This window comes from Burkholderia dolosa (assembly GCF_902499135.1).
Lineage (GTDB): Bacteria > Pseudomonadota > Gammaproteobacteria > Burkholderiales > Burkholderiaceae > Burkholderia > Burkholderia dolosa.
In genome coordinates, this window is the sequence record NZ_CABVPR010000017.1 from 39,495 (window position 1) to 59,105 (window position 19,611).

The window sequence follows — 19,611 nt, forward strand, 5'->3', positions numbered from 1 at the left end:
TCCGCCGACGATTCATTTCCGAAACATTTCCCGCGGTTTCGCCTGCGTGCGGTGTGGCCGCGCGCGTATCGACGTCACGTGACGTGTTCCGTAACATCGCCGCGCGCCGCGCGGCACGTTCGCCGCAGAAGCCTGCACGATCGATGCAGCGGCCGGCTTTTGGCCGCTGGCACTCTTATTGCTCCCTGACAGGAAACAGCACGTCACGGAGCTTGCCCATGAATACCGTCGAAGTCATCAGCCGCGCCGAAACGATCGACGAATCGGCCGTGATCGACGGCGCATCGCTGATCCGGCGGCTCGTCGCCGGGTCGCGGTCGCGCGTCGGCGAAGCCGCATGCGTCGACAATCCGCCGCTCACGCTGTACGGCGCGTACCGGCAGGGCATCGCCGATCATGCGGCGCGGCGCGCGAATCCGTATCGCGCCGGCAGCCGGTTTTGGGCGCTGTGGGAGGAAGGACGTATCGAAGCTGAAACATCCGGTCGTTGACGCGGCGTTCCGCAGCTTCGACGGCGGTTCCGCCGCAATTCGCGCTCGACGCGAAGCGGCACGGCGGCGCACCGCTCGGCGTCGCGTTGCGCCGCGCCCGCGGCCCGCACTGACGGTCGAAGCATCCGCGGCGCGCCGCGAACGTTTCCCGATAAGATGGCAGCTCCCCGTTGATCGCACGACGCCGCCATGACCGCCCCCTCTTCCTCGTCGCCCCGCAATCCCATTCACTGCGAAATCGATCTCGACGCGCGCGGCAAGCACGCCGGCTACCTGCGGCTGCCGCATTCCGTGCACCGTTCGGCGTACGGCTGGCTGCCGATCCCGATCGCGTCGATCCGCAACGGCGACGGCCCGACCGCGCTCGTGATGGCCGGCAATCACGGCGACGAATACGAAGGCCAGATCATCGTGTCGCAACTGATGCGCGAGATCGAGCCGGAGATGATCAGCGGGCAGCTGATCCTGCTGCCGATGGCGAATTTCCCGGCAGCGGACGCGGGCCTGCGCGTGTCGCCGCTCGACGAAGGCAACCTGAACCGCAGCTTCCCCGGCGATCCGACCGGCACGCCGACGCAGATGATCGCCCATTACATCGAGCACGCGCTGCTGTCGCGCGCGCAGTATCTGGTCGACCTGCATTCCGGCGGCAGCTCGCTGCTGTATCACGGCGGCAACATGCTCGCGATCGATCCGCTCGACGCGGACGAAGCCGCGAAGCTCAACGGGCTGCTCGTCGCGTTCGGGTTGCCGAACGCGCTGCTGCATGCGCCGAATCCCGTGCATTCCGCATCGGCCGCACGTCGTCAGGGTGCGATCTCGATCGTCACCGAACTCGGCGGCGCGGGCATGGCCGATCCGTCGCTGATCCGGCTCGGCCGCCACGGGCTGCTGCACTACCTCGGCTACATCGGGCTGCTGCGCGGCACGCTCGTGCCCGCTGCGCCGCCGACGGTCACGCGCTTCATGCGCGTCGACGGCGACCGCCACTTCGTCTATGCATACGAGCGCGGCCTGTATGAACCGCTCGTCGAACTCGGCGACCGCGTGAAAGCCGGGCAGCCGGCCGCGTGGGTCCACTTTCCGGACACGCCGTTGCGCGAGCCGATGCTGCATCGGTTCAACGGCGACGGCGAAGTCGTGTGCAAACGCGTGCCCGCGCAGGTGCGGCGCGGCGATTGTCTGTTCCAGCTCGCCGAGCCGGCCGCGGCGCCGAGCGTCCAGCGGGTGTCCGCGACCGCGTGACGGCCTGCGCGGCCCATCAGATGTCGTAGCGCGCGCAACGTGCTGCCCGGCGTCGCACGTTGCGCGCCGCGCATTGCACCGCGACGTGTAGTCGAAACCGCACGCTATCGGCGACGTGCGAACGACGAGCGCAGCAAGCTCCGCGTGCGCTTCGCGCGATGCAGCCGACACCATAGCTGGCAGCATCGCTCTTCCCCTGCGCTACGCCACTGACGGAACGCATCCCGTCATCGGCATCTGCAACGCGGCTCGCGATTCCGGACGATCGCCGCAAGCGAACCGAACAAGAGAACGGCGAACAACACAGACGCCGCACGCTCGCCCGGAATCAGCCGACCTCTCGCAGATATCCGTCTCATACGTCCATCGTCGTTTCCGCTGCGAGCCTTCTGACGCACGCCGCGAAATCCTTATCGAAATTGCTTCGTTCGTCTTTGCGCGCCGCGCCGCTAACGTGTTCGGAACGACGGCGGCCGGCCGCGCGCGTCACGCGATACGCAACGGCCGCCGTGATCACGACAACCGCGCGGCGATAACGGAACGACGCGCGCGGGCCACGCGCCCGCGCGCCGAGCACAACGTCCGTATCGCGCGCTCTTCGCGACGCCCATGGCCACGAACGACCGCATCATCGATACGACGCCGCTCGACGTCCGCGCGCAGCCGCTGATCGACGCGCTGATCGACGAATACGCGACGCGCTACGCCGCGTACCGTGCCGACAGCGGCGCGGCCGCGCGCGACGAACTCGCACGCTACCCGGCCGAGCTGTTTGCGCCGCCGGACGGCGCGTTCATCCTGCTGCTGCGCGACGGCGAAACGATCGGCGGCGGCGCGTTCAAGCGCTACGACACGCAGACGGCCGAGCTGAAGCGCATCTGGACCCGCACGGATCTGCGCCGCCAGGGCCTCGCGCGACGCATCGTCGATGCGCTCGAAGCGCGCGCCGCGCAGCAGGGCTATCGACGCGTCTACCTGACCACGGGCTTTCGTCAGCCGGAAGCGTGGGCGCTGTACGACCGCACCGGCTATACGCGGCTGTTCGATCCGTCGATCGACCCCGAAGCGTATTTCCATCTGCGCTTCGGCAAGGATCTCGTCGATCCGTCTCGCACGTCGACGCTTGCCGACCTGTGGGCGCCCGTGCCCGAGCCCGCGCTGCCGCGCTGAACGCGCGCGGCAGCCGTTCCCGATCCGATTCCGCTTTCACGACAGGACTTTTCATGCCACGACCCGCATCTCTTCGTTCCGATGCCGTTCGCACGCTGGCTGCCGCGTTGATCGGCGCGGCCGCATTCGCCGCCGTCACGGCCGCGAGCGCCGCGACGTTCGATCTGAGCCCCGAACAGCGCGGCCGCCCGCGCGGCACCGCGGATCCGGCCGTCGAACGCGCGGTGCCCGCATCGTTCAGGTTCGTCGAACCCGGCACGCTGACGATCGGAATCGCGCCGAGCCTGCCGCCGATCAGCTCGTATGCGACCGACGCGCGTACGGTGATCGGCTTCGACGCGGACGTCGGCCAGCTCGTTGCCGACACGCTCGGCCGCAAGCTGAAAATCGTCGCGCTCGCGTGGGCGGACTGGCCGCTTGCGCTCGAATCGGGGAAAGTCGACGCGGTCATTTCGAACGTGACGGTGACCGAGGAGCGCAAGCGGAAGTTCGACTTCTCGACGTACCGCAAGGATCAGGTCGGCTTCTACGTGCGCAACGACAGTCCGATTCGATCGATCCGGGAACCGAAGGACGTCGCGGGGCTGCGCATCGTGACCGACGCCGGCACCAACCAGGAAAAGATCCTGCTCGCGTGGGATCGCGACAACGTCGCGCACGGGCTGAAGCCCGTGCAGGTGCAGTACTACGACGATCAGGCAATGCGGATCGTCGCGGTGCAGTCGGGCCGCGCGGATGCCGTGTTCAGCGTGAACTCGGTGCTCGCGTATCAGAGCGCGCAGCAGCGCAAGACGCGGCTCGTCGGTGCGATCAGCGGCGGCTGGCCGCGCACGGCCGACATCGCGATCGCGACGCGCAAGGGCAGCGGGCTCAGCGAACCGCTGACCGTCGCGCTGAACGAGCTGATCAGGAACGGCCGCTATCGGCAGATCCTCGATCGCTGGAACCTCGCGTCCGAAGCGATCGACCAGTCGCACACGAATCCGCCCGGGCTGCCGAAGATCTGAGCCCGGCCGCTGTCCTGCCACTGCGCTGTTGCGCAGCACGCACGAACGCCGCCCATCATGAGCTATTCGCTTTCGTTACTGGACAAGAGTCCGATCGCCGACGGCGCGAGCGCCGCCGACGCGCTGCGCTTCACGACGACGCTCGCGCAGCGCGCGGAACGGCTCGGCTACGAGCGCTTCTGGGTCGCCGAGCATCACGGCGCGCCGGGCTTCGCAAGCTCCGCGCCGGAGATCGTCGTCGCGCACCTGCTCGCGCGCACGTCGCGCATACGCGTCGGTTCGGGCGGCGTGATGCTGCAGCACTACAGTCCGTTCAAGGTCGCCGAGACGTTCCGGCTGCTCGCCGCGCTCGCGCCGGGCCGCGTCGATCTCGGCGTCGGCAAGGCGCCGGGCGGCTTGCCGCTGACTACGCGCGCGCTGCAGTGGTTTCACGACAAGGCGGCGAAGCCCGACTTCGCGGGCCAGCTCGCCGCGCTCGACGCGTTTCTCGGCTGGGGCGTCGCCGAAGACCATCCGCTCGCCGGCGCGGTCGCGATGCCCGAGCCGCCGCAGGCGCCCGAACGGATTCTGCTCGGCGGCTCGCCGGACAGCGGCGCGCTGGCCGCGCGCCACGGCTGGCGGTTCTGCTACGCCGGCCATTTCAACGGCGACAGCACGAACCTCGAACGCTCGCTCGACGCGTATCGCGGCGCGGGCGGCACGCGGCCGCTCGTCGCGCTGTATGCGGTCGCGGCGCCGACCCGCGACGACGCCGAGCGGCTGATCGGCCCGCTGAAGATCTTCAAGCTGCAGCTCGCGAGCGGCCAGAGCTTCAATCTCGGCAGCGCGCAGGCGGCGGCGGAATTCGCACGGCAAAGCGGCGCGTCGGCCTACCGGATCGACGAGCTGCGTCCGACCGTGCTGGCCGATACGCCGGAGCGCGTGCACCGAGCGCTCGATGCGCTGAGCCGGCGGCTCGACGTCGATGCGTTCGTGATCGATTCGCCGGTGACCGACTACGCGGCGCGGCTCGCGTCAATCGAATGGCTCGGCGGCGCGCTGTCGTCCACGCCGCTCGACGCGGCGATCGCGGCCGGCCGCTCCCTTTTCCCCGACTCCAACGCGTGACGCTGCGATGACGACCCGACGACCGATTCCGTTCGGCCTGATGCTGCAAGGCGCAGGCAGCCACATGAATGCATGGCGGCATCCGAGCAACCCGCCGGATGCGAGCATCAATCTCGACTTCGCGATCGGCATCGCACGCAAGGCGGAAGCCGCCGGCATCGCGTTCGCGTTCGTCGCGGACGGGCTGTACATCAACGAGAAGTCGATCCCGCACTTCCTGAACCGCTTCGAGCCGATGACGATACTGTCGGCGCTCGCGGTCGCGACGAAGAAGATCGGGCTCGCCGGCACGATCTCGACGTCGTACAGCGAGCCGTTCACCGTCGCGCGCCAGCTCGCGTCGCTCGACATGATCAGCGGCGGGCGCGCGGGCTGGAACGTCGTGACGACGCCGCTCGAAGGCACCGCGAAGAATTTCGGCAAGACGCATCCCGATCACGAACTGCGCTACGAGATCGCCGACGAATATCTGCAGGTCGTGCAGGGGCTGTGGGACAGCTGGGACGACGACGCATTCGTGCGCGACCGCGCGACCGGCCGCTTCTTCGATCGCGACAAGCTGCACACGCTCGACCATCGCGGCCGCTTCTTCCAGGTTGCCGGTCCGCTGAACATCCAGCGCTCGCCGCAAGGACAGCCGGTGATCTTTCAGGCCGGATCGTCCGACGCCGGCATCGGGCTCGCGGGCAAATACGCGGACGCGGTGTTCACGCATTCGCCGTCGCTCGACGAGACGGCCGCGTTCGCGCGGCGCGTGAAGCACAGCGCGATCGAACACGGCCGGCGCGCGGACGACGTGAAGATCTTCCCGGGCGTCGGGCCGATCGTCGGGCGCACGGCCGCCGAGGCCGAAGACAAGTACCAGGCGATCCGCGACTTGCTGACGATCGACGAAGCGCTCGCGTATCTCGGCCGCTACTTCGATCACCACGACTTCACGCAATACGCGCTCGATGCGCCGTTCCCGGAACTCGGCGACATCGGCCGCAACAGCTTCCGCTCGACCACCGACCGGATCAAGGCCGACGCGAAACGCAACGGCCTGACGCTGCGCGAGACGGCGCTCGCGGTCGCGACGCCGCGGCCGAATTTCATCGGGACGGCCGAGCACGTCGCCGACGAGCTGATCCGCTGGTTCGACGCGGGCGCGGGCGACGGCTTCATCCTGGGCTTTCCGGTACAGGCACAGGGCGTCGACGATTTCGTCGAACTGGTGATTCCGGTGCTCGAAGCGCGCGGCCGCTACAGCCGCGACCTGCCGGGCAGCACGCTGCGCGACCATCTCGGCCTGTCGCGCAAGGCGAGCCGCCATGCGACGGCGACGAGCGCCCAGGCCGCGGACGCGGCCGCTTGATCGGTCCGCGATACGCGGCGCCCCATCGATTCGAGGACTTTCATCGACATGAGCGACACGACCCACGTCGGCGGCGCGCTGCCGCCGCGCTCTTCTTCCGCCGCGCGCGACACCGGCGGCACGCGTTTGCGCATCGTTCCCGCACGGCGCCGCTCGCGCACGGCCGGCAGCGTGCTCGCGCTCGCGCTGATCGCCGGCGTTCTGCACTCGATTCTCGGCAACCCGCAATGGGGCTGGCCGGTGTTCGCCGAATGGTTCCTGTCGCCGCCGGTGCTGTCGGGGCTCGCGCGCACGCTGGTGCTGACGCTGCTCGGCGCGGTACTCGGCTTCGCGCTCGGTGCGCTCGTCGCGCTGGCCCGGCTGTCGCGTTCGCGGCTGCTCGCCGCGAGTGCGTGGACGTTCGTGTGGCTGTTCCGGTCGATTCCGCTGATCGTGCTGCTGCTGATCCTGAACAACCTCGGCTACCTGTACGAGCACGTGCGGCTCGGCGTGCCGTTCACCGACATCGTGTGGTTCGACGCGCCGACGACCGAACTGATCAGCCCGTTTCTCGCGGCGGTGCTCGGCCTCACGCTGAATCACGCGGCGTTTTCCGCGGAGGTGATCCGCGGCGGCATTCTGTCGGTCGATCAGGGCCAGCTCGAGGCGGCGGCCGCGCTCGGGCTGCCGCGCTCGCGGCAAACGACGCGGATCGTGCTGCCGCAGGCAATGCGCGCGATCCTGCCGACCGCGTTCAACGACCTGATCACGCTCGCGAAGGGGACGTCGATGGTGTACGTGCTCGCGATGCCGGAGCTGTTCTACACCGTGCAGGTGATCTATCGGCGCAATCTCGAGGTGATTCCGCTGCTGATGGTCGCGACCGCCTGGTATCTGATCATCCTGACTGTGTTGTCGGCGATCCAGGTGCAGGTCGAACGGCACTATGCGCGCGGTGCGCTGCGCAATCCGCCGCCGTCCGCGCTGACGTTCCTGCTCGCGCGTGCCGGCGCGCTGTGGCGACGTGCGACGACGCACGCGCCCGCAGCGCAACGCGTCGACGACGATGCCGCGCCGCATGTCGGCCGCGAGGTGACCGTCCATCGCGTCTCGAAGCAGTTCGGCACGCACCGCGTACTCGACAACGTGTCGTTCGTCGCGCCGCGCGGCAGCGTCACCGCGATCGTCGGGCCGTCGGGTTCCGGCAAGTCGACGCTGCTGCGCACGATCAATCATCTCGAACGCGTCGACGACGGCTTCATCGAGATCGACGGCGAGCTGATCGGCTACCGCCGCGACGGCGACGTGCTGCACGAGCTCGGCGAACGCGACGTGCTGAAGCGGCGCACGGCGGTCGGCATGGTGTTCCAGAGCTTCAACCTGTTCGCGCATCTGACCGTGCTCGAGAATCTGATCGAAGCGCCGGTCGCGGTCGGCGGCGCGACGCGCGACGACGCCGAGCGCATCGCACGCGCATTGCTCGCGCGCGTCGGGCTCGCGGACAAGGCCGACGCATACCCGCGCCAGCTGTCCGGCGGCCAGCAGCAGCGCGTCGCGATCGCGCGCGCACTCGCGCTGCGCCCGAAAGTGCTGCTGTTCGACGAGCCGACGTCGGCGCTCGATCCCGAGCTCGTCAACGAAGTGCTCGACGTGATCAAGGAGCTCGCGCGTTCGGGCACGACGCTCGTGATCGTCACACACGAGATCGGCTTCGCGCGCGAAGTCGCCGACAACGTGCTGTTCATGGAACGCGGCCGCATCGTCGAATCGGGGCCGCCCGCGGTCGTGCTCGATGCGCCCGCGCATCCGCGCACGCGCGCATTCCTGTCGCGCGTGCTGTGAGCGGCGCGGCCGTTTTCGGAAGCCTCGGAGATCCGACACGATGATCGATCGACGTGAATTCATCACCGCCGCGCTCGTCGCGGCAGCCGCCGCGCCGTGGCGCGCCGCGATTGCGACAGGTGCGGCAAGCGCGGCGGCAGACCTCGATCCGCGTCAGGCCGGCCGCATTCGCGCGCCGCGCGACGACGCGGCCATCCGGGCAGCAAGCGGCTATCGGTGGGTGAGCGACCACGCGTTCACGGTCGCGATCTCGCCGCATGCGCCGCCCATATCGACGTACGCGACCGACGCGCGCACGGTGGTCGGCGCCGATCCCGACTATGCGCAGCTCGTTGCCGACGCGCTCGGCCGCACGCTCGTCCTGGTGCCGATCGCGTGGGCCGACTGGCCGCTCGGACTGTCGTCGGGCAAGTACGACGCGGTGATTTCGAACGTCGGCGTGACCGAGAAGCGCAAGGAGAAGTACGACTTCACGACCTATCGTCTCGGGCTGCACGGCTTCTACGTACGCACCGCGAGTCCGATCGCGAAGATCGCCGAGCCGAAGGACGTCGCAGGCCTGCGCATCATTACGGGCGCCGGCACGAGTCAGGAGCGCATTCTGCTCGAATGGAACCGTCGCAACGTCGCCCAACGATTGAAGCCGACCGAACTGCTGTACTTCGACGACGATGCGGCCGCGCGCGTCGCACTGCTGTCCGGCCGCGCGGATGCCGAGCTGAATCCGAACGCGTCGCTCGCGTACGAAGCGGCGCGCGACGGGAAGATCCGCCGGGTCGGCGTCGTCAATGCGGGCTGGCCGGCGAATGCGGACGTCGCGATCGCGACGCGCCGCGGCAGCGGGCTCGCGCCCGCGTTGACGCTCGCGACGAACGCGCTGATCGCGAGCGGCCGCTACGGACAGGCGCTCGCGCGATGGGGCCTGCAGAGCGAAGCGATCGCCCGCGCCGACACGAACCCGCCGGGCTTGCCGTCGTTCTGACTACGCGGCGGTTGCGCGAAATCGATTCACGCGCGCGGGTGCGTCGAAACGAAATGCCGATGCCAACCGGGCGGCGGGCCAGAAGCGGTGCTCCGAACGTCGCACTGCACGTCGATACGCGATCGTTGCCGCTGCGCTGCGACCCGGCTTACGCGGCCACCGCGGCGCCCGATCGATCGAGCTCCGCGACGTGTGCATGGATCGCGGGAATCAGGTCGCGCCCATACGCGAGCGCGTCGTCGAGCGGATCGAAGCCGCGGATCAGGAACGTCGACACGCCGAGCCGATAGTACGCGCCGAGTGCGCGCGCAACTTGTTCGGGCGTACCGACGAGCGCGGTCGAATTCCAGCGCGCGCCGGTCAGGTTCGCGACGCCCATCCACAGCCGCTCGTCGAGCACGTCGCCTTGCGCGGCCGCGGCCAGCAGCCGCTGCGAGCCCGCATTCTGCGGCGCATGGCCGTCGATCGGCTGGCCGTTCGCGAGCCGTGCCGCCCGCACGCGCTCGCGGATCGCGTCGGCCTTCGTCCATGCCTGCGCTTCGGTGTCCGCGACGATCGGCCGGAACGACACGCTGATGCGCGGTGCGCGGCCGAACGGTGCGGCGGCCGCACGCACGCGCGCGATCTGCTCGCGCACGGACTCGAGCGGCTCGCCCCACGTCATGTACACGTCCGCATGCCGGCCGGCCACGGCCAGCGCGGCAGCCGACGAGCCGCCGAAGTAGATCGGCACGTGCGGCCGCTGCACGCCCTTCACGAGCGGCGACGCGCCGCGCAGCCGGTAGAACTCGCCGTCGTGATCGACCGGCGCGTCGGCGAGCCAGATGCGTTTCAGCACGTCCAGATACTCGCCGGTACGGCGATAGCGCGCGTCGTGCGGCACGAAATCGCCGTCGCGCTGCAGGTCCGTGTCGTCGCCGCCCGACACGACGTTCAGCGCGAGCCGCCCGCCGCTGAACACGTCGAGCGTCGCGATCTGCCGCGCGGCCGCGGACGGCACGATCACGCCCGGACGATGCGCGAGCAGGATGCGGATGCGTTCGGTCGCCGCGGCCGCGAACGATGCGACGACGAAGCCGTCCGCCGCGTTGCTGAAATGGCCGACCAGAATCTGATCGAAGCCCGCCGCTTCGTGTGCGCGCGCGAAGCGGCGCACGTAGTCCGGCTGGACGGCTGCGCCGCCGGGCACGTCAACCTCCGCGCCGGGCGTCGCGGTGATCATGCCGATGATGTCGACTGGCATGTCGATATGTCCTCGTCGTTGCCGATCGGAAAGAGCCGCACGGTCACTGCGCGGCCGCCGTCTTTTGCGCGGCCGGCGCGAACGCGCCCGCATACGAGCGGTCGAGCAGTTTCGACGTGTCGTACGCAGCCGGAATCACGCCGGCCTTGTGCAGAAAGTCGGCCGTGTTCTGCGCGTCCTTCGCGGCCGAGTCGTCGACCGGGCCCACGCGCTGATGCGCGTTGTTCAGCCAGCGGTACGCGACGTCGGGCTCGAGCTTCGCGCGCTTCGCCCACAGGTCCGCGTACTCGCGCGGATGACTGTCGACCCACTGACGCGCAGCGACGACACGGCGCAGGAAATCCGTAATTTCGGCACGTTTGCCGGACACGGCCTGCTCGTTCGCGGCGACGAAACTCAGCGCGGGCATCAGCCCCTGCGCGGTCGTCACGGGCCGCGCGCCCTGCCTCAGCGCGAGCGTGCTGACGAACGGCTCCCACAGCGACACGGCGTCCACCGAACCGTTCGCGAGCGCATTGGTCGCGTCGATCGGCATCAGGTACGCATACTTGACCGAGTCGGCGCGCAGCCCGGCGTGCTCGAGCGCGCGCAGCACGAGCTGCTGGCTCCATGCGCCGCGCCATACGGCGACGGTCTTGCCCTGCAGATCGGCGACGGTGCGCACCGGCGAATTCTTCGGCACGAGGATCGCGACGCCGTCGAGGCTCTGTCGCGACACCGCGACGACCTTCACCGGTGCGCCGCGCGCGGCGAGCGTGAGCAGCGCGGAATCGCCGAGGAAGCCGACGTCGATCGCATTGCCGTTCAGGCTTTCGGCCACCGGCGCTGCAGCCTGGAAGTGCTTCCACTCGATCGCGTAGGGCACGTCCTTCAGCACGCCGGACGCCTCCATCGACGCCTGGATGTTGAAGTAGTTCTGTTCGCCGACGCGCAGCGTGACGGTGTCTTTCGCGATGCCCGGCTGCGCGGCGAGCGCCAGTACGAGCGCCGTGACGATTCGGCTCAGCAACGTGATCTCCCGGTGATATGTCGGCTGCCGCGCTTGTGCGGCAGCCGGAGAATTGGACGGAAGCGGTGAAGATACGTCGATCCGCACCATCAGACAAACGCAATATTCTGCTATGCAAAGATGCAAATATTTTATGAACGCGACGGTCGGAAACGGGTCCGTCGAGCGCAGCCGAAAGCGGCAGTGGAAGGATTCCTCGATAGATATTTCGTGCGCGAAATATACCGGCGTCTATATTTCGCATACGAAACAACTTGACGAGACGAGGACCGACATGACAGCCGAGCCGATCGAATTTCCCGCCGCGGACGGCTATGCATTGCGCGGCACGCTGTGGTCGCCGCGAGCCGCACCGCGCGCGCTGGTGCTGATCCATCCGGCGACGGCGGTGCCCGAACGTCTGTACGCGGCGTTCGCCTGTTTTCTGACGGAGCGCGATTTCGCGGCGCTGACTTACGACTACCGCGGCATCGGCGCGTCGCGCCCCGCGCGCCTGAGTGCGTTGCATGCGCGCATGCGGGACTGGGTCGATCTCGACGTCGAAGCGGCGACCGCGTGGGCGCGCCATACATTCGACGGCGTGCCGCTGCTCGCGGTAGGGCATAGCGTCGGCGGCCATGCGATCGGCTTGTCGGCCGCGTCCGCGCACCTGCACGCGGCCGTGCTCGTCGCATCGCACGCCGGCAGTACGCGACTGATCGAACACGCCGCGGAGCGGCTGAAAGTGCGGCTGATTCTTCGCGTGCTCGGCCCGCTCGCGTGTGCGCTGCTCGGCTACGTGCCCGGCAAGCGGCTCGGGCTCGGCGAGGATCTGCCGGCCGGCGTATTCCGCGAATGGAGCGACTGGACGACGCTGCCGCGCTACTTCTTCGACGACCCGACACTCGGCGCGGCCGAGCGCTTCGCGAAGCAGCGATTGCCGATTCTCGTGCTCGGCTTCGACGACGATCCGTGGGCGAATCCGGCCGCGATCGACCTGCTGGTAAGCTATCTGACCGGCGCGGCCGTCGAGCGCCGCCAGATCGATCCGCGCGCGACCGGCAGCGGCCCGCTCGGGCACATGGGTTTCTTCCGCAGCCGCTGCGGCTCGGTGCTGTGGCCCGGCGTGGCCGACTGGCTCGCACGGTCGCTCGACCTGCCGCGCAACGACGATCGTCCCTCCCTTTCCATCGCAGCCGGGAACCAAGCTTGAGCGAAGACCGACGCCTGTTTTTCCTGTTGAACATCGGCCAGCGGCGCGTGCAGCGCTGGGTCGACCGCAAGGCCGAACTCGATGCGCAAACGAGCGCCGCGCAGGCCGGCGTGCTGTTCTATCTCGCGAAGCAGGACGGTGCGCTGATCGGTGAAGTCGGCGCGGCACTGCAACTTGCGCCGTCCGCGATGACGGGCCTCGCGGACCGGATGGCCAAAGCGGGCCTGCTCACGCGCCACGCCGATTCGGACGACGGCCGTGCCACGCGCCTGTTCGTGACCGATGAAGGCCGCGCGGCACTCAAGCGCGCACGCGTGCTGCTGCGCGAACTGAACGGCAAGCTGTGCGACGGTTTTTCCGACGACGAACTCGACGTCGTCGCACGCTGGCTGCATGCGCTGCAGCAGCGGTTTCCGGTCGAGCGCTGAGCCGACGACGATACCGACGCAACGCCAACGCAATTCGGCGCGATCCAACGCGATCCAACGCGCGATCGTCACGCATCGGACGCGCCGCGCCGCTGACCGAAAGCGATTTCGATTCGCGTTTTCGATTCGATTTCGTTGCGTGCGCATGGAAATTTTTGCGCTCGCTTCGCGCGTGTCCGGCAACGCTTTCCGGCTACGCTCTGTTACCAAAAATCGCCTCGCGCGCCGCATTCGGATCGCCTACATTGCATTCCACTTCGATACGTTCGTCGCATGCCCGGACTGCGTGACCGTCGGATCGGCATTGCATGTCGGCCCGGCCCGCAACGAAAACGAAAAGGAGTCTGACCGAAGCGCTGGCGGCATCCAGCGTACGCGGATTGCGATGGCGGAAGCGGCATCCTGAACGGCAGGCAGCCGATGCGACATGCGACGCGCATGCTGCGGCACCGTTCCGGCAACGTCGTCTGCGCGGCGTGGGCATGCCGCGCATCGGCGCGCGTTGCGTCGCCCTGCTTCACCGTGGCAAACCGCACGTCAACGAGGAGCAGTTCATGCGACGCATCATCATGTCTCACTCGCTTGTCATTCGTCTATCCGCCGCAATGGCGATGACCGCCGCCGCGGCGCACGCCGAGCCCGTGCTCGTGTCCGGTCCGAGTCCTTTCGCCGCCTGTACGATCGGCGGGCCGGGCACGAACTACGTGAACGCGGAGGTCGAGCCGTGGCTCGCCGTCAATCCGGCAAATCCGAACAACATGATCGGCGTGTGGCAGCAGGATCGCTGGTCGAACGGCGGCGCACACGGGCTCGTCGCCGGCTATACGTTCGATGCCGGCGCGACATGGGCACGCACGCCGCAGCCGTTCAGCGCGTGTGCGCCCGGCGGTCTGAAGTACGAACGCGCGTCCGATCCGTGGGTATCGTTCGGACCGGACGGTACTGCGTACTCGGTTTCGATCTCGTTCAACCAGTCGAACAACAGCAATGCAGTCGCCGCATCGGTGTCGACCGACGGCGGACAGACGTGGAGCAACCCGTCCGTGCTGATCGCGAACGACGAACCGACGACGCAGTTCTTCAACGACAAGGAGTCGGTAACGGCGAATCCGGTGAAGGCCGGCACCGCGTACGCGGTATGGGACCGCCTCGAACTGCCGAACGGCAACCCGTACGCGAACCTGCACACGCAGGCGTTCCGCGGGCCGACGTTCTTCTCGAAGACGGTCGACGGCGGCAAGACGTGGAGCACACCGAAGGTCATCGTCAATGTCGCTTCGCGTCAGCAGACGATCGGCAACCAGATCGTCGTCGATCCGAAGACGGGCACGCTGTACGACTTCTTCGACCTGATCCAGCCGCCGTTCAGCAAGGCTGCCGGCAAGGTCGCGTACGTGAAGTCGACCGACGACGGCGCGACATGGACGAAGCCGCAAGTGATCGCGGGGCTGCAGACCGTCGGCGTGACCGATCCGAACACCGGCGAACCGGTGCGCACCGGCGACATCATTCCGGAACCGGCGATCGATCCGGCATCGGGACAGTTGTACGTGGTGTGGCAGGACAGCCGCTTCAACGGCGGCAACTACGACGAGATCGCACTGTCGACGTCGAAGGACGGCGGCGCGAGCTGGAGCGCGCCGCTGCAGGTGAACACGCCGACCGGGCGGCCCGCGTTCAACCCGTCGGTGCGCGTGGACAAGACCGGCGCGGTGATGGTCACGTACTACGACTTCCGCGACCTGCAGCCGGGCAACACGACGACGCTGCCGACCGGCTTCTGGCGCAAGATCTCGCACGACGCCGGCAGCACGTTCGGCGACGAGCGACGCGTCGCGGGCCCGTTCGACATGAAGCTCGCGCCGTACGCGGAAGGCTTCTTCATCGGCGATTATCAGGGGCTCGACGTGCTGCCGTCGTCGTCGTTCCATCCGTTCTTCGTGCAGACCAACGCAGGCAATCTGACGAACCGCACCGACGTGTTCTTCGCGCCTTGATCCACGCGTGATCCGCAAAGCCGCCGTCGCGACGCCGTCCGTCGCGCGGCGGATCGCCGTGCCTTCCCGCCTTCGCACCCGGCTTTCGCCGCCTCCTCCGTTCGTATCCGGCAATCATCGGCCTTCCGTCGGGCGTGGAATGCGCGATGATATAACATATCATTTCGCCGATTCGTCGGCCGGATATCGCTCGTAAAACCGCGCAGCACGCCGCCGGATCGCTTTCCGACGGGTCATTGCGCGCCGCAAACGCAACAATATATCGTTTCGAGTTGCGGCTCGCGTGGCTCTTTCACCGATTCCCACTACCGGTTCATCGACCATGCGCGATCTCCCACGCTTACCGCTTCGCCCGCTTTCGCCTCTTTCGCTGATGCTGCTCGCCGCAGTCGCACAAGCGCAAACCGACACGCCGTCAGCGGCGGGCACCGCTTCCGCCGAGCGGCTGTCGCCGATCTTCGTCACCGCGAATCCGCTCGGCGATACGCAGCTGATCGCGCCGACCGTCCAGTTGTCCGGCGACGCGCTGACGCGCCGCCAGGCCGATTCGCTCGGCGAAACACTCGACGGGCTGCCGGGCGTATCGACGACGACGTACGGCCCGATGGTCGGCCGGCCGATCATCCGCGGGATGGACGGCGACCGCATCCGGCTGCTTCAGAACGGCGTCGCCGCATACGACGCGTCGTCGCTGTCGTACGACCACGCGGTGCCGCAGGATCCGCTATCGATCGAACGCGTCGAGATCGTACGCGGGCCGGCTGCGCTGCTGTACGGCGGCAACGCGGTAGGCGGCGTAGTCAACACGATCGACAACCGGATTCCGCGCGAAGCGATCGAAGGCGTGACCGGCGCGCTCGATGCGCGCTACGGCGGCGCGAATTCGGTACGCGCCGGCGCCGCGCAGGTCGAAGGCGGCAACGGCCGCTTCGCGTTCCATGTCGACGCGTTCGATCGCGAGACGAGCAAGTTGCGCATTCCCGGCTATGCACGCAGCAGCGCGCAACGTGCGATCGACGGCCCGGACACGCCGCAGCCGATCGGCAGCGTGCCGAACAGCGACGGCCGCGTGCACGGCGGCGCGGTCGGCGCGTCGTACACGTGGACGGACGGTTTCGCCGGTCTGTCGTACAGCGGCTATGAATCGAACTACGGTTCGGTCGCGGAGGACGACGTGCGTCTGAGGATGCGTCAGGAGCGTCTTGCGTTCGCGTCCGAAGTCCGCAATCTGAGCGGCCCGTTCACGAAGCTGAAGTTCGATTTCGCGTACACCGACTATCGCCACAAGGAAGTCGACAATGGCGAGACGGCGACCCTCTTCCGCAATCGCGGATACGAAGCGCGCATCGAAGCACGGCATCGCAAGATCGGCCCGTTCGAAGGCGCGATCGGCGTGCAGTTCGGCCGAAATACGTTCTCCGCGCTCGGCGACGAAACGCTCGTGCCGTCCACGCGTACGAACAGCGTCGCGTTGTTCGGTCTCGAGGAATGGCAGGTCGATCCGAGGTTGAAGCTGAGCGTGGGCGCACGCGTCGAGCACGTCACGGTCGATCCCGATCCGGCCGGCGTCGACAAATTCGCGGGCGCGCAACCGCGCGACTTCAATGCCGGCAGCATCTCGACGGGCGCACTGTTCTCGCTGACGCCCGTGTGGTCGATCGCCGCGAACGTCGCCTACACCGAACGCGCGCCGACGTTCTACGAGCTCTATTCGAACGGTCCGCACGATGCAACCGGCCAGTTCCTGATCGGCAATCCGAACGCGTCGAAGGAAAAGGCCGTGTCGACCGACCTGTCGCTGCGCTATGCAAGCGGCGCGAATCGCGGCAGCGTCGGCGTGTTCTACAACCGCTTCTCGAACTACCTGACCGAGTACAACACGGGCCGCATCGTCGACGACGAAGGCGAGCCGGTCGCGCCGGGCACCGACGACGCGCTCGCCGAGGCCGTCTATCGCGGCGTGCGCGCGGAGTTCTACGGGATCGAGCTCGACGGCAAGTGGCGCGCCTACGCGCGCAAAGGCCACACGGTCGACGTGGAGCTGACGGCCGACTACACGCACGCGCGCAACGTCGATACCGGACAGCCGCTGCCGCGCATCGCGCCGCTGCGCGCCACGCTCGCAGCCGACTACGGTTACGGCCCGCTCGGCGTACGCGCGCAGCTCACGCATGCGTGGTCGCAGCATCGCGTGCCCGACAACGACTTTCCGACCGACGGCTACACGACGCTCGGCGTGATGCTGACGTACAAGTTCCGCGTCGGCGCGACGCACTGGCTCGCGTATCTGCGCGGCGACAACCTGACCAACCAGGACATCCGCTACTCGACGTCGGTCGTACGCGGTTTCGCGCCCGAAGGCGGCCGCAGCGTGATGGCCGGATTGCGCACGACGTTCTGAGCGTGCATGCCCGCGACGTCGTCGCGAGCGAGGTGCGCAGTCTCGCGCAACGTTCGTCGACCGCCGCGAACGCAATCGACGCGCTGATCCCGGCGTCGGTGCAGACGATCGCGAGCGGCTCGGCGCTCGCCGGAGAAGCGCGCTCGACAATGGCCGACGTCACGCGCGCCGTCGCGCGCGTGACGGACATCGTGGGCGAAATCGCCGCGGCATCGCCCGACCAGAGCCGTGGAATCGGACAGGTGAACCCGACGCTCACGCAGGCGAGCCAGAGGACGCAGCAGAACGCCGAGTTCGTCGAGCAAGCGGCCGCCGCATCGAAATCGCTCGATGCGCAGGGACGCGAGCTCGCGGAAACGATCGTTGCGTTCCGGATGCCGAATCGCTCGGCGACGGCATCGCGCGACGTGCCGCCCGTCGCTCTGCAAGCCGCGGCCGCATGAACCGGTCACGCCGTCGACGTGCCCGCCGCGCTTGCTGCCACCCGCGTCGAACAAGCCGATACGCGGATGCGCAATTTTCGATCCTGCTCGCGAGCAGCGTCGCACACGGTGTGCCCAACGCCGTCCCACACTTTAAAAACTGCCGAATGACGAGTATGCTTAAAAAGCATTTCCCGCTCGGATAACGAATCGCGTGCCCCTGATTCGCGCCGATCGGATTGCGGCCGCACCGCGCCCCGCGCGAATGGCGGCGTCTGCTTCGCCCCGGCCGCACTAACTTTTCCCCCAACAATCGTCAGGAGAGCTGGTGAGCCGCCTCGTCGTCGTATCGAATCGCATCGCAGATCCCCGTAAAGCCGCGGCCGGCGGCCTCGCCGTCGCCGTGAAGGACAGCCTTCAGGAAACCGGCGGCGTCTGGTTCGGCTGGAGCGGCAGGCTGCGCGGCAGCGACCAGCCCGCGCGCAGTGACGACGTGCAGATCCAGAACGTCGGCGGCATTCAGCTCGCGACGATCGATCTCGATCCACAGGATTACGACGCGTACTACCTCGGTTATTCGAACAACGTGCTGTGGCCGGTGTTTCACTACCGGCTCGACCTCGCCCAGTTCGACCGGCGTTTCGCCGACGGCTACCGCCGCGTGAATCAGCTGTTCGCGCGCAAGCTGCGCACGCTGCTGCGCCCGGACGACACGGTGTGGGTGCACGACTATCAGCTGATTCCGCTCGCCGCCGAGCTGCGTGCGATGGGCTGCACGAATCCGATCGGATTCTTTCTGCACATCCCGATGCCGCCGCCGCCGATCATGGCCGCGATTCCGGAACACGAATGGCTGATGCGCTCGCTGTTCGCATACGATCTCGTCGGCTTCCAGACCGAAGCGGACCTGCTTCACTTCGAGCACTACGTCGAATCGGAAGCCGGCGCTGCGCGGCTGCCGGACGGACGTCTGCGCGCGTTCGGCCGTACGCTGTCGGCCGGCGCGTTTCCGATCGGCATCAACGTCGACGAGTTCGCCGCGCTCGCCGACGATCGCGACGGCATCGACATGTTCGAACGGATGCGCGACGAGTATTCGCGACGCCAGCTGCTGGTCGGCGTCGACCGCCTCGACTACACGAAAGGGCTGCCGCAGCGCGTGCATGCGTTCCGCGAGTTGCTCGAACAGTATCCGGAGAATCGCAACCGCGCGACGCTGATCCAGATCGCCGCGCCGAGCCGCGAGGATCTCGGCGCATACGACGACCTGCGGCGCGAAATGGACAGCCTGTGCGGCGCGATCAACGGCGACTACGGCGAACTCGAATGGATGCCGATGCGCTACATCCACCGCACCGTCGCGCGCAAGCGGCTGCCCGGACTCTATCGCGCGAGCCGCGTCGCGCTGGTCACGCCGCTGCGCGACGGGATGAACCTCGTCGCGAAAGAGTTTCTCGCCGCGCAGGACGAAGCCGATCCGGGCGTGCTCGTGCTGTCGCGCTTCGCCGGCGCCGCCGAGCAGTTGAAGGAAGCGCTGCTCGTCAATCCGTACGATACGCAAGGCACTGCGCAGGCGATCCAGCGTGCGCTTGCGATGCCGCTCGAGGAACGCCGGCAACGTCACACGGCACTGATGGCGACCGTGCGCAAGACCGACGTGCACTGGTGGCGTACGCGCTTTCTCGAAGCGCTCATCGAGGCGGCCGAAGTCGCCGCGACAACCGAGCCGTGACGTTCGTGCA

Annotated in this window: 16 protein-coding genes and 1 pseudogene; 15 read left to right on the forward strand and 2 right to left on the reverse strand. The window is 67.9% G+C overall.

Annotated elements, in window-relative coordinates:
* Window positions 1–218 precede the first annotated feature (218 nt).
* The 8 genes from BUB20358_RS10320 to BUB20358_RS10355 all read left to right on the forward strand — a co-directional run bounded on the left by BUB20358_RS10320 (window position 219) and on the right by BUB20358_RS10355 (window position 9,177).
* On the forward strand, window positions 219–491 hold the full coding sequence (locus BUB20358_RS10320; protein ID WP_006765971.1) for an LbetaH domain-containing protein: 273 nt from the start codon (window positions 219–221) through the stop codon (window positions 489–491).
* Window positions 492–680: 189 nt separating this feature from the next.
* Window positions 681–1,736, forward strand: a complete 1,056-nt coding sequence (locus BUB20358_RS10325; protein WP_006765972.1) for a succinylglutamate desuccinylase/aspartoacylase family protein — start codon at window positions 681–683, stop codon at window positions 1,734–1,736.
* A gap of 609 nt (window positions 1,737–2,345) precedes the next feature.
* Entirely contained in the window at window positions 2,346–2,906 is a 561-nt protein-coding gene (locus BUB20358_RS10330) for a GNAT family N-acetyltransferase (RefSeq protein WP_006765973.1), read from the forward strand.
* Between the two features lie 53 nt (window positions 2,907–2,959).
* Entirely contained in the window at window positions 2,960–3,913 is a 954-nt protein-coding gene (locus BUB20358_RS10335) for an ABC transporter substrate-binding protein (RefSeq protein ID WP_006765974.1), read from the forward strand.
* 57 nt (window positions 3,914–3,970) lie between these two features.
* Window positions 3,971–5,020: an LLM class flavin-dependent oxidoreductase gene (locus BUB20358_RS10340; RefSeq protein WP_006765975.1), complete on the forward strand. Its 1,050-nt coding sequence runs from the start codon at window positions 3,971–3,973 to the stop codon at window positions 5,018–5,020.
* A gap of 7 nt (window positions 5,021–5,027) precedes the next feature.
* The gene (locus BUB20358_RS10345) at window positions 5,028–6,374 is read left to right on the forward strand and encodes an LLM class flavin-dependent oxidoreductase (RefSeq protein ID WP_006765976.1); all 1,347 of its coding nucleotides are present in this window, start codon (window positions 5,028–5,030) and stop codon (window positions 6,372–6,374) included.
* Between the two features lie 48 nt (window positions 6,375–6,422).
* A complete protein-coding gene (locus tag BUB20358_RS28565) occupies window positions 6,423–8,195 on the forward strand; it encodes an amino acid ABC transporter permease/ATP-binding protein (protein WP_006765977.1) in 1,773 nt (590 codons plus the stop codon).
* A 40-nt stretch (window positions 8,196–8,235) separates the two neighbouring features.
* Complete coding sequence (locus BUB20358_RS10355) at window positions 8,236–9,177, forward strand: ABC transporter substrate-binding protein (RefSeq protein WP_006765978.1); 942 nt, start codon at window positions 8,236–8,238, stop codon at window positions 9,175–9,177.
* A gap of 148 nt (window positions 9,178–9,325) precedes the next feature.
* Here the strand turns inward: BUB20358_RS10355 and BUB20358_RS10360 are convergent, their stop codons facing one another.
* Together BUB20358_RS10360 and BUB20358_RS10365 are read right to left on the reverse strand one after the other, a co-directional pair.
* Window positions 9,326–10,420, reverse strand: a complete 1,095-nt coding sequence (locus BUB20358_RS10360; RefSeq protein WP_035974167.1) for an LLM class flavin-dependent oxidoreductase — start codon at window positions 10,418–10,420, stop codon at window positions 9,326–9,328.
* Window positions 10,421–10,463: 43 nt separating this feature from the next.
* Complete coding sequence (locus tag BUB20358_RS10365) at window positions 10,464–11,429, reverse strand: ABC transporter substrate-binding protein (protein WP_035974173.1); 966 nt, start codon at window positions 11,427–11,429, stop codon at window positions 10,464–10,466.
* Window positions 11,430–11,703: 274 nt separating this feature from the next.
* Here BUB20358_RS10365 and BUB20358_RS10370 point away from each other — a divergent pair, with 274 nt between their 5' ends.
* The 7 genes and pseudogenes from BUB20358_RS10370 (at window position 11,704) to otsA (ending at window position 19,601) form a co-directional block, all read left to right on the forward strand.
* Window positions 11,704–12,621: an alpha/beta hydrolase family protein gene (locus BUB20358_RS10370; protein WP_035974176.1), complete on the forward strand. Its 918-nt coding sequence runs from the start codon at window positions 11,704–11,706 to the stop codon at window positions 12,619–12,621.
* A complete protein-coding gene (locus BUB20358_RS10375) occupies window positions 12,618–13,049 on the forward strand; it encodes a MarR family winged helix-turn-helix transcriptional regulator (protein ID WP_006765982.1) in 432 nt (143 codons plus the stop codon). Before BUB20358_RS10370 ends, BUB20358_RS10375 begins: the two co-directional genes overlap by 4 nt.
* A gap of 139 nt (window positions 13,050–13,188) precedes the next feature.
* Window positions 13,189–13,455: a hypothetical protein gene (locus BUB20358_RS10380; RefSeq protein WP_223296979.1), complete on the forward strand. Its 267-nt coding sequence runs from the start codon at window positions 13,189–13,191 to the stop codon at window positions 13,453–13,455.
* Between the two features lie 148 nt (window positions 13,456–13,603).
* Window positions 13,604–15,046 (forward strand): sialidase family protein, encoded by a 1,443-nt coding sequence (locus BUB20358_RS10385; RefSeq protein ID WP_006765983.1) that lies wholly within the window; start codon window positions 13,604–13,606, stop codon window positions 15,044–15,046.
* A gap of 373 nt (window positions 15,047–15,419) precedes the next feature.
* On the forward strand, window positions 15,420–17,447 hold the full coding sequence (locus tag BUB20358_RS10390; protein WP_006765984.1) for a TonB-dependent receptor: 2,028 nt from the start codon (window positions 15,420–15,422) through the stop codon (window positions 17,445–17,447).
* A gap of 17 nt (window positions 17,448–17,464) precedes the next feature.
* Window positions 17,465–17,890, forward strand: a pseudogene (locus BUB20358_RS10395) (methyl-accepting chemotaxis protein); the annotation flags it as partial.
* Between the two features lie 307 nt (window positions 17,891–18,197).
* The gene (otsA, locus tag BUB20358_RS10400) at window positions 18,198–19,601 is read left to right on the forward strand and encodes an alpha,alpha-trehalose-phosphate synthase (UDP-forming) (RefSeq protein WP_006765986.1); all 1,404 of its coding nucleotides are present in this window, start codon (window positions 18,198–18,200) and stop codon (window positions 19,599–19,601) included.
* Window positions 19,602–19,611 lie beyond the last annotated feature (10 nt).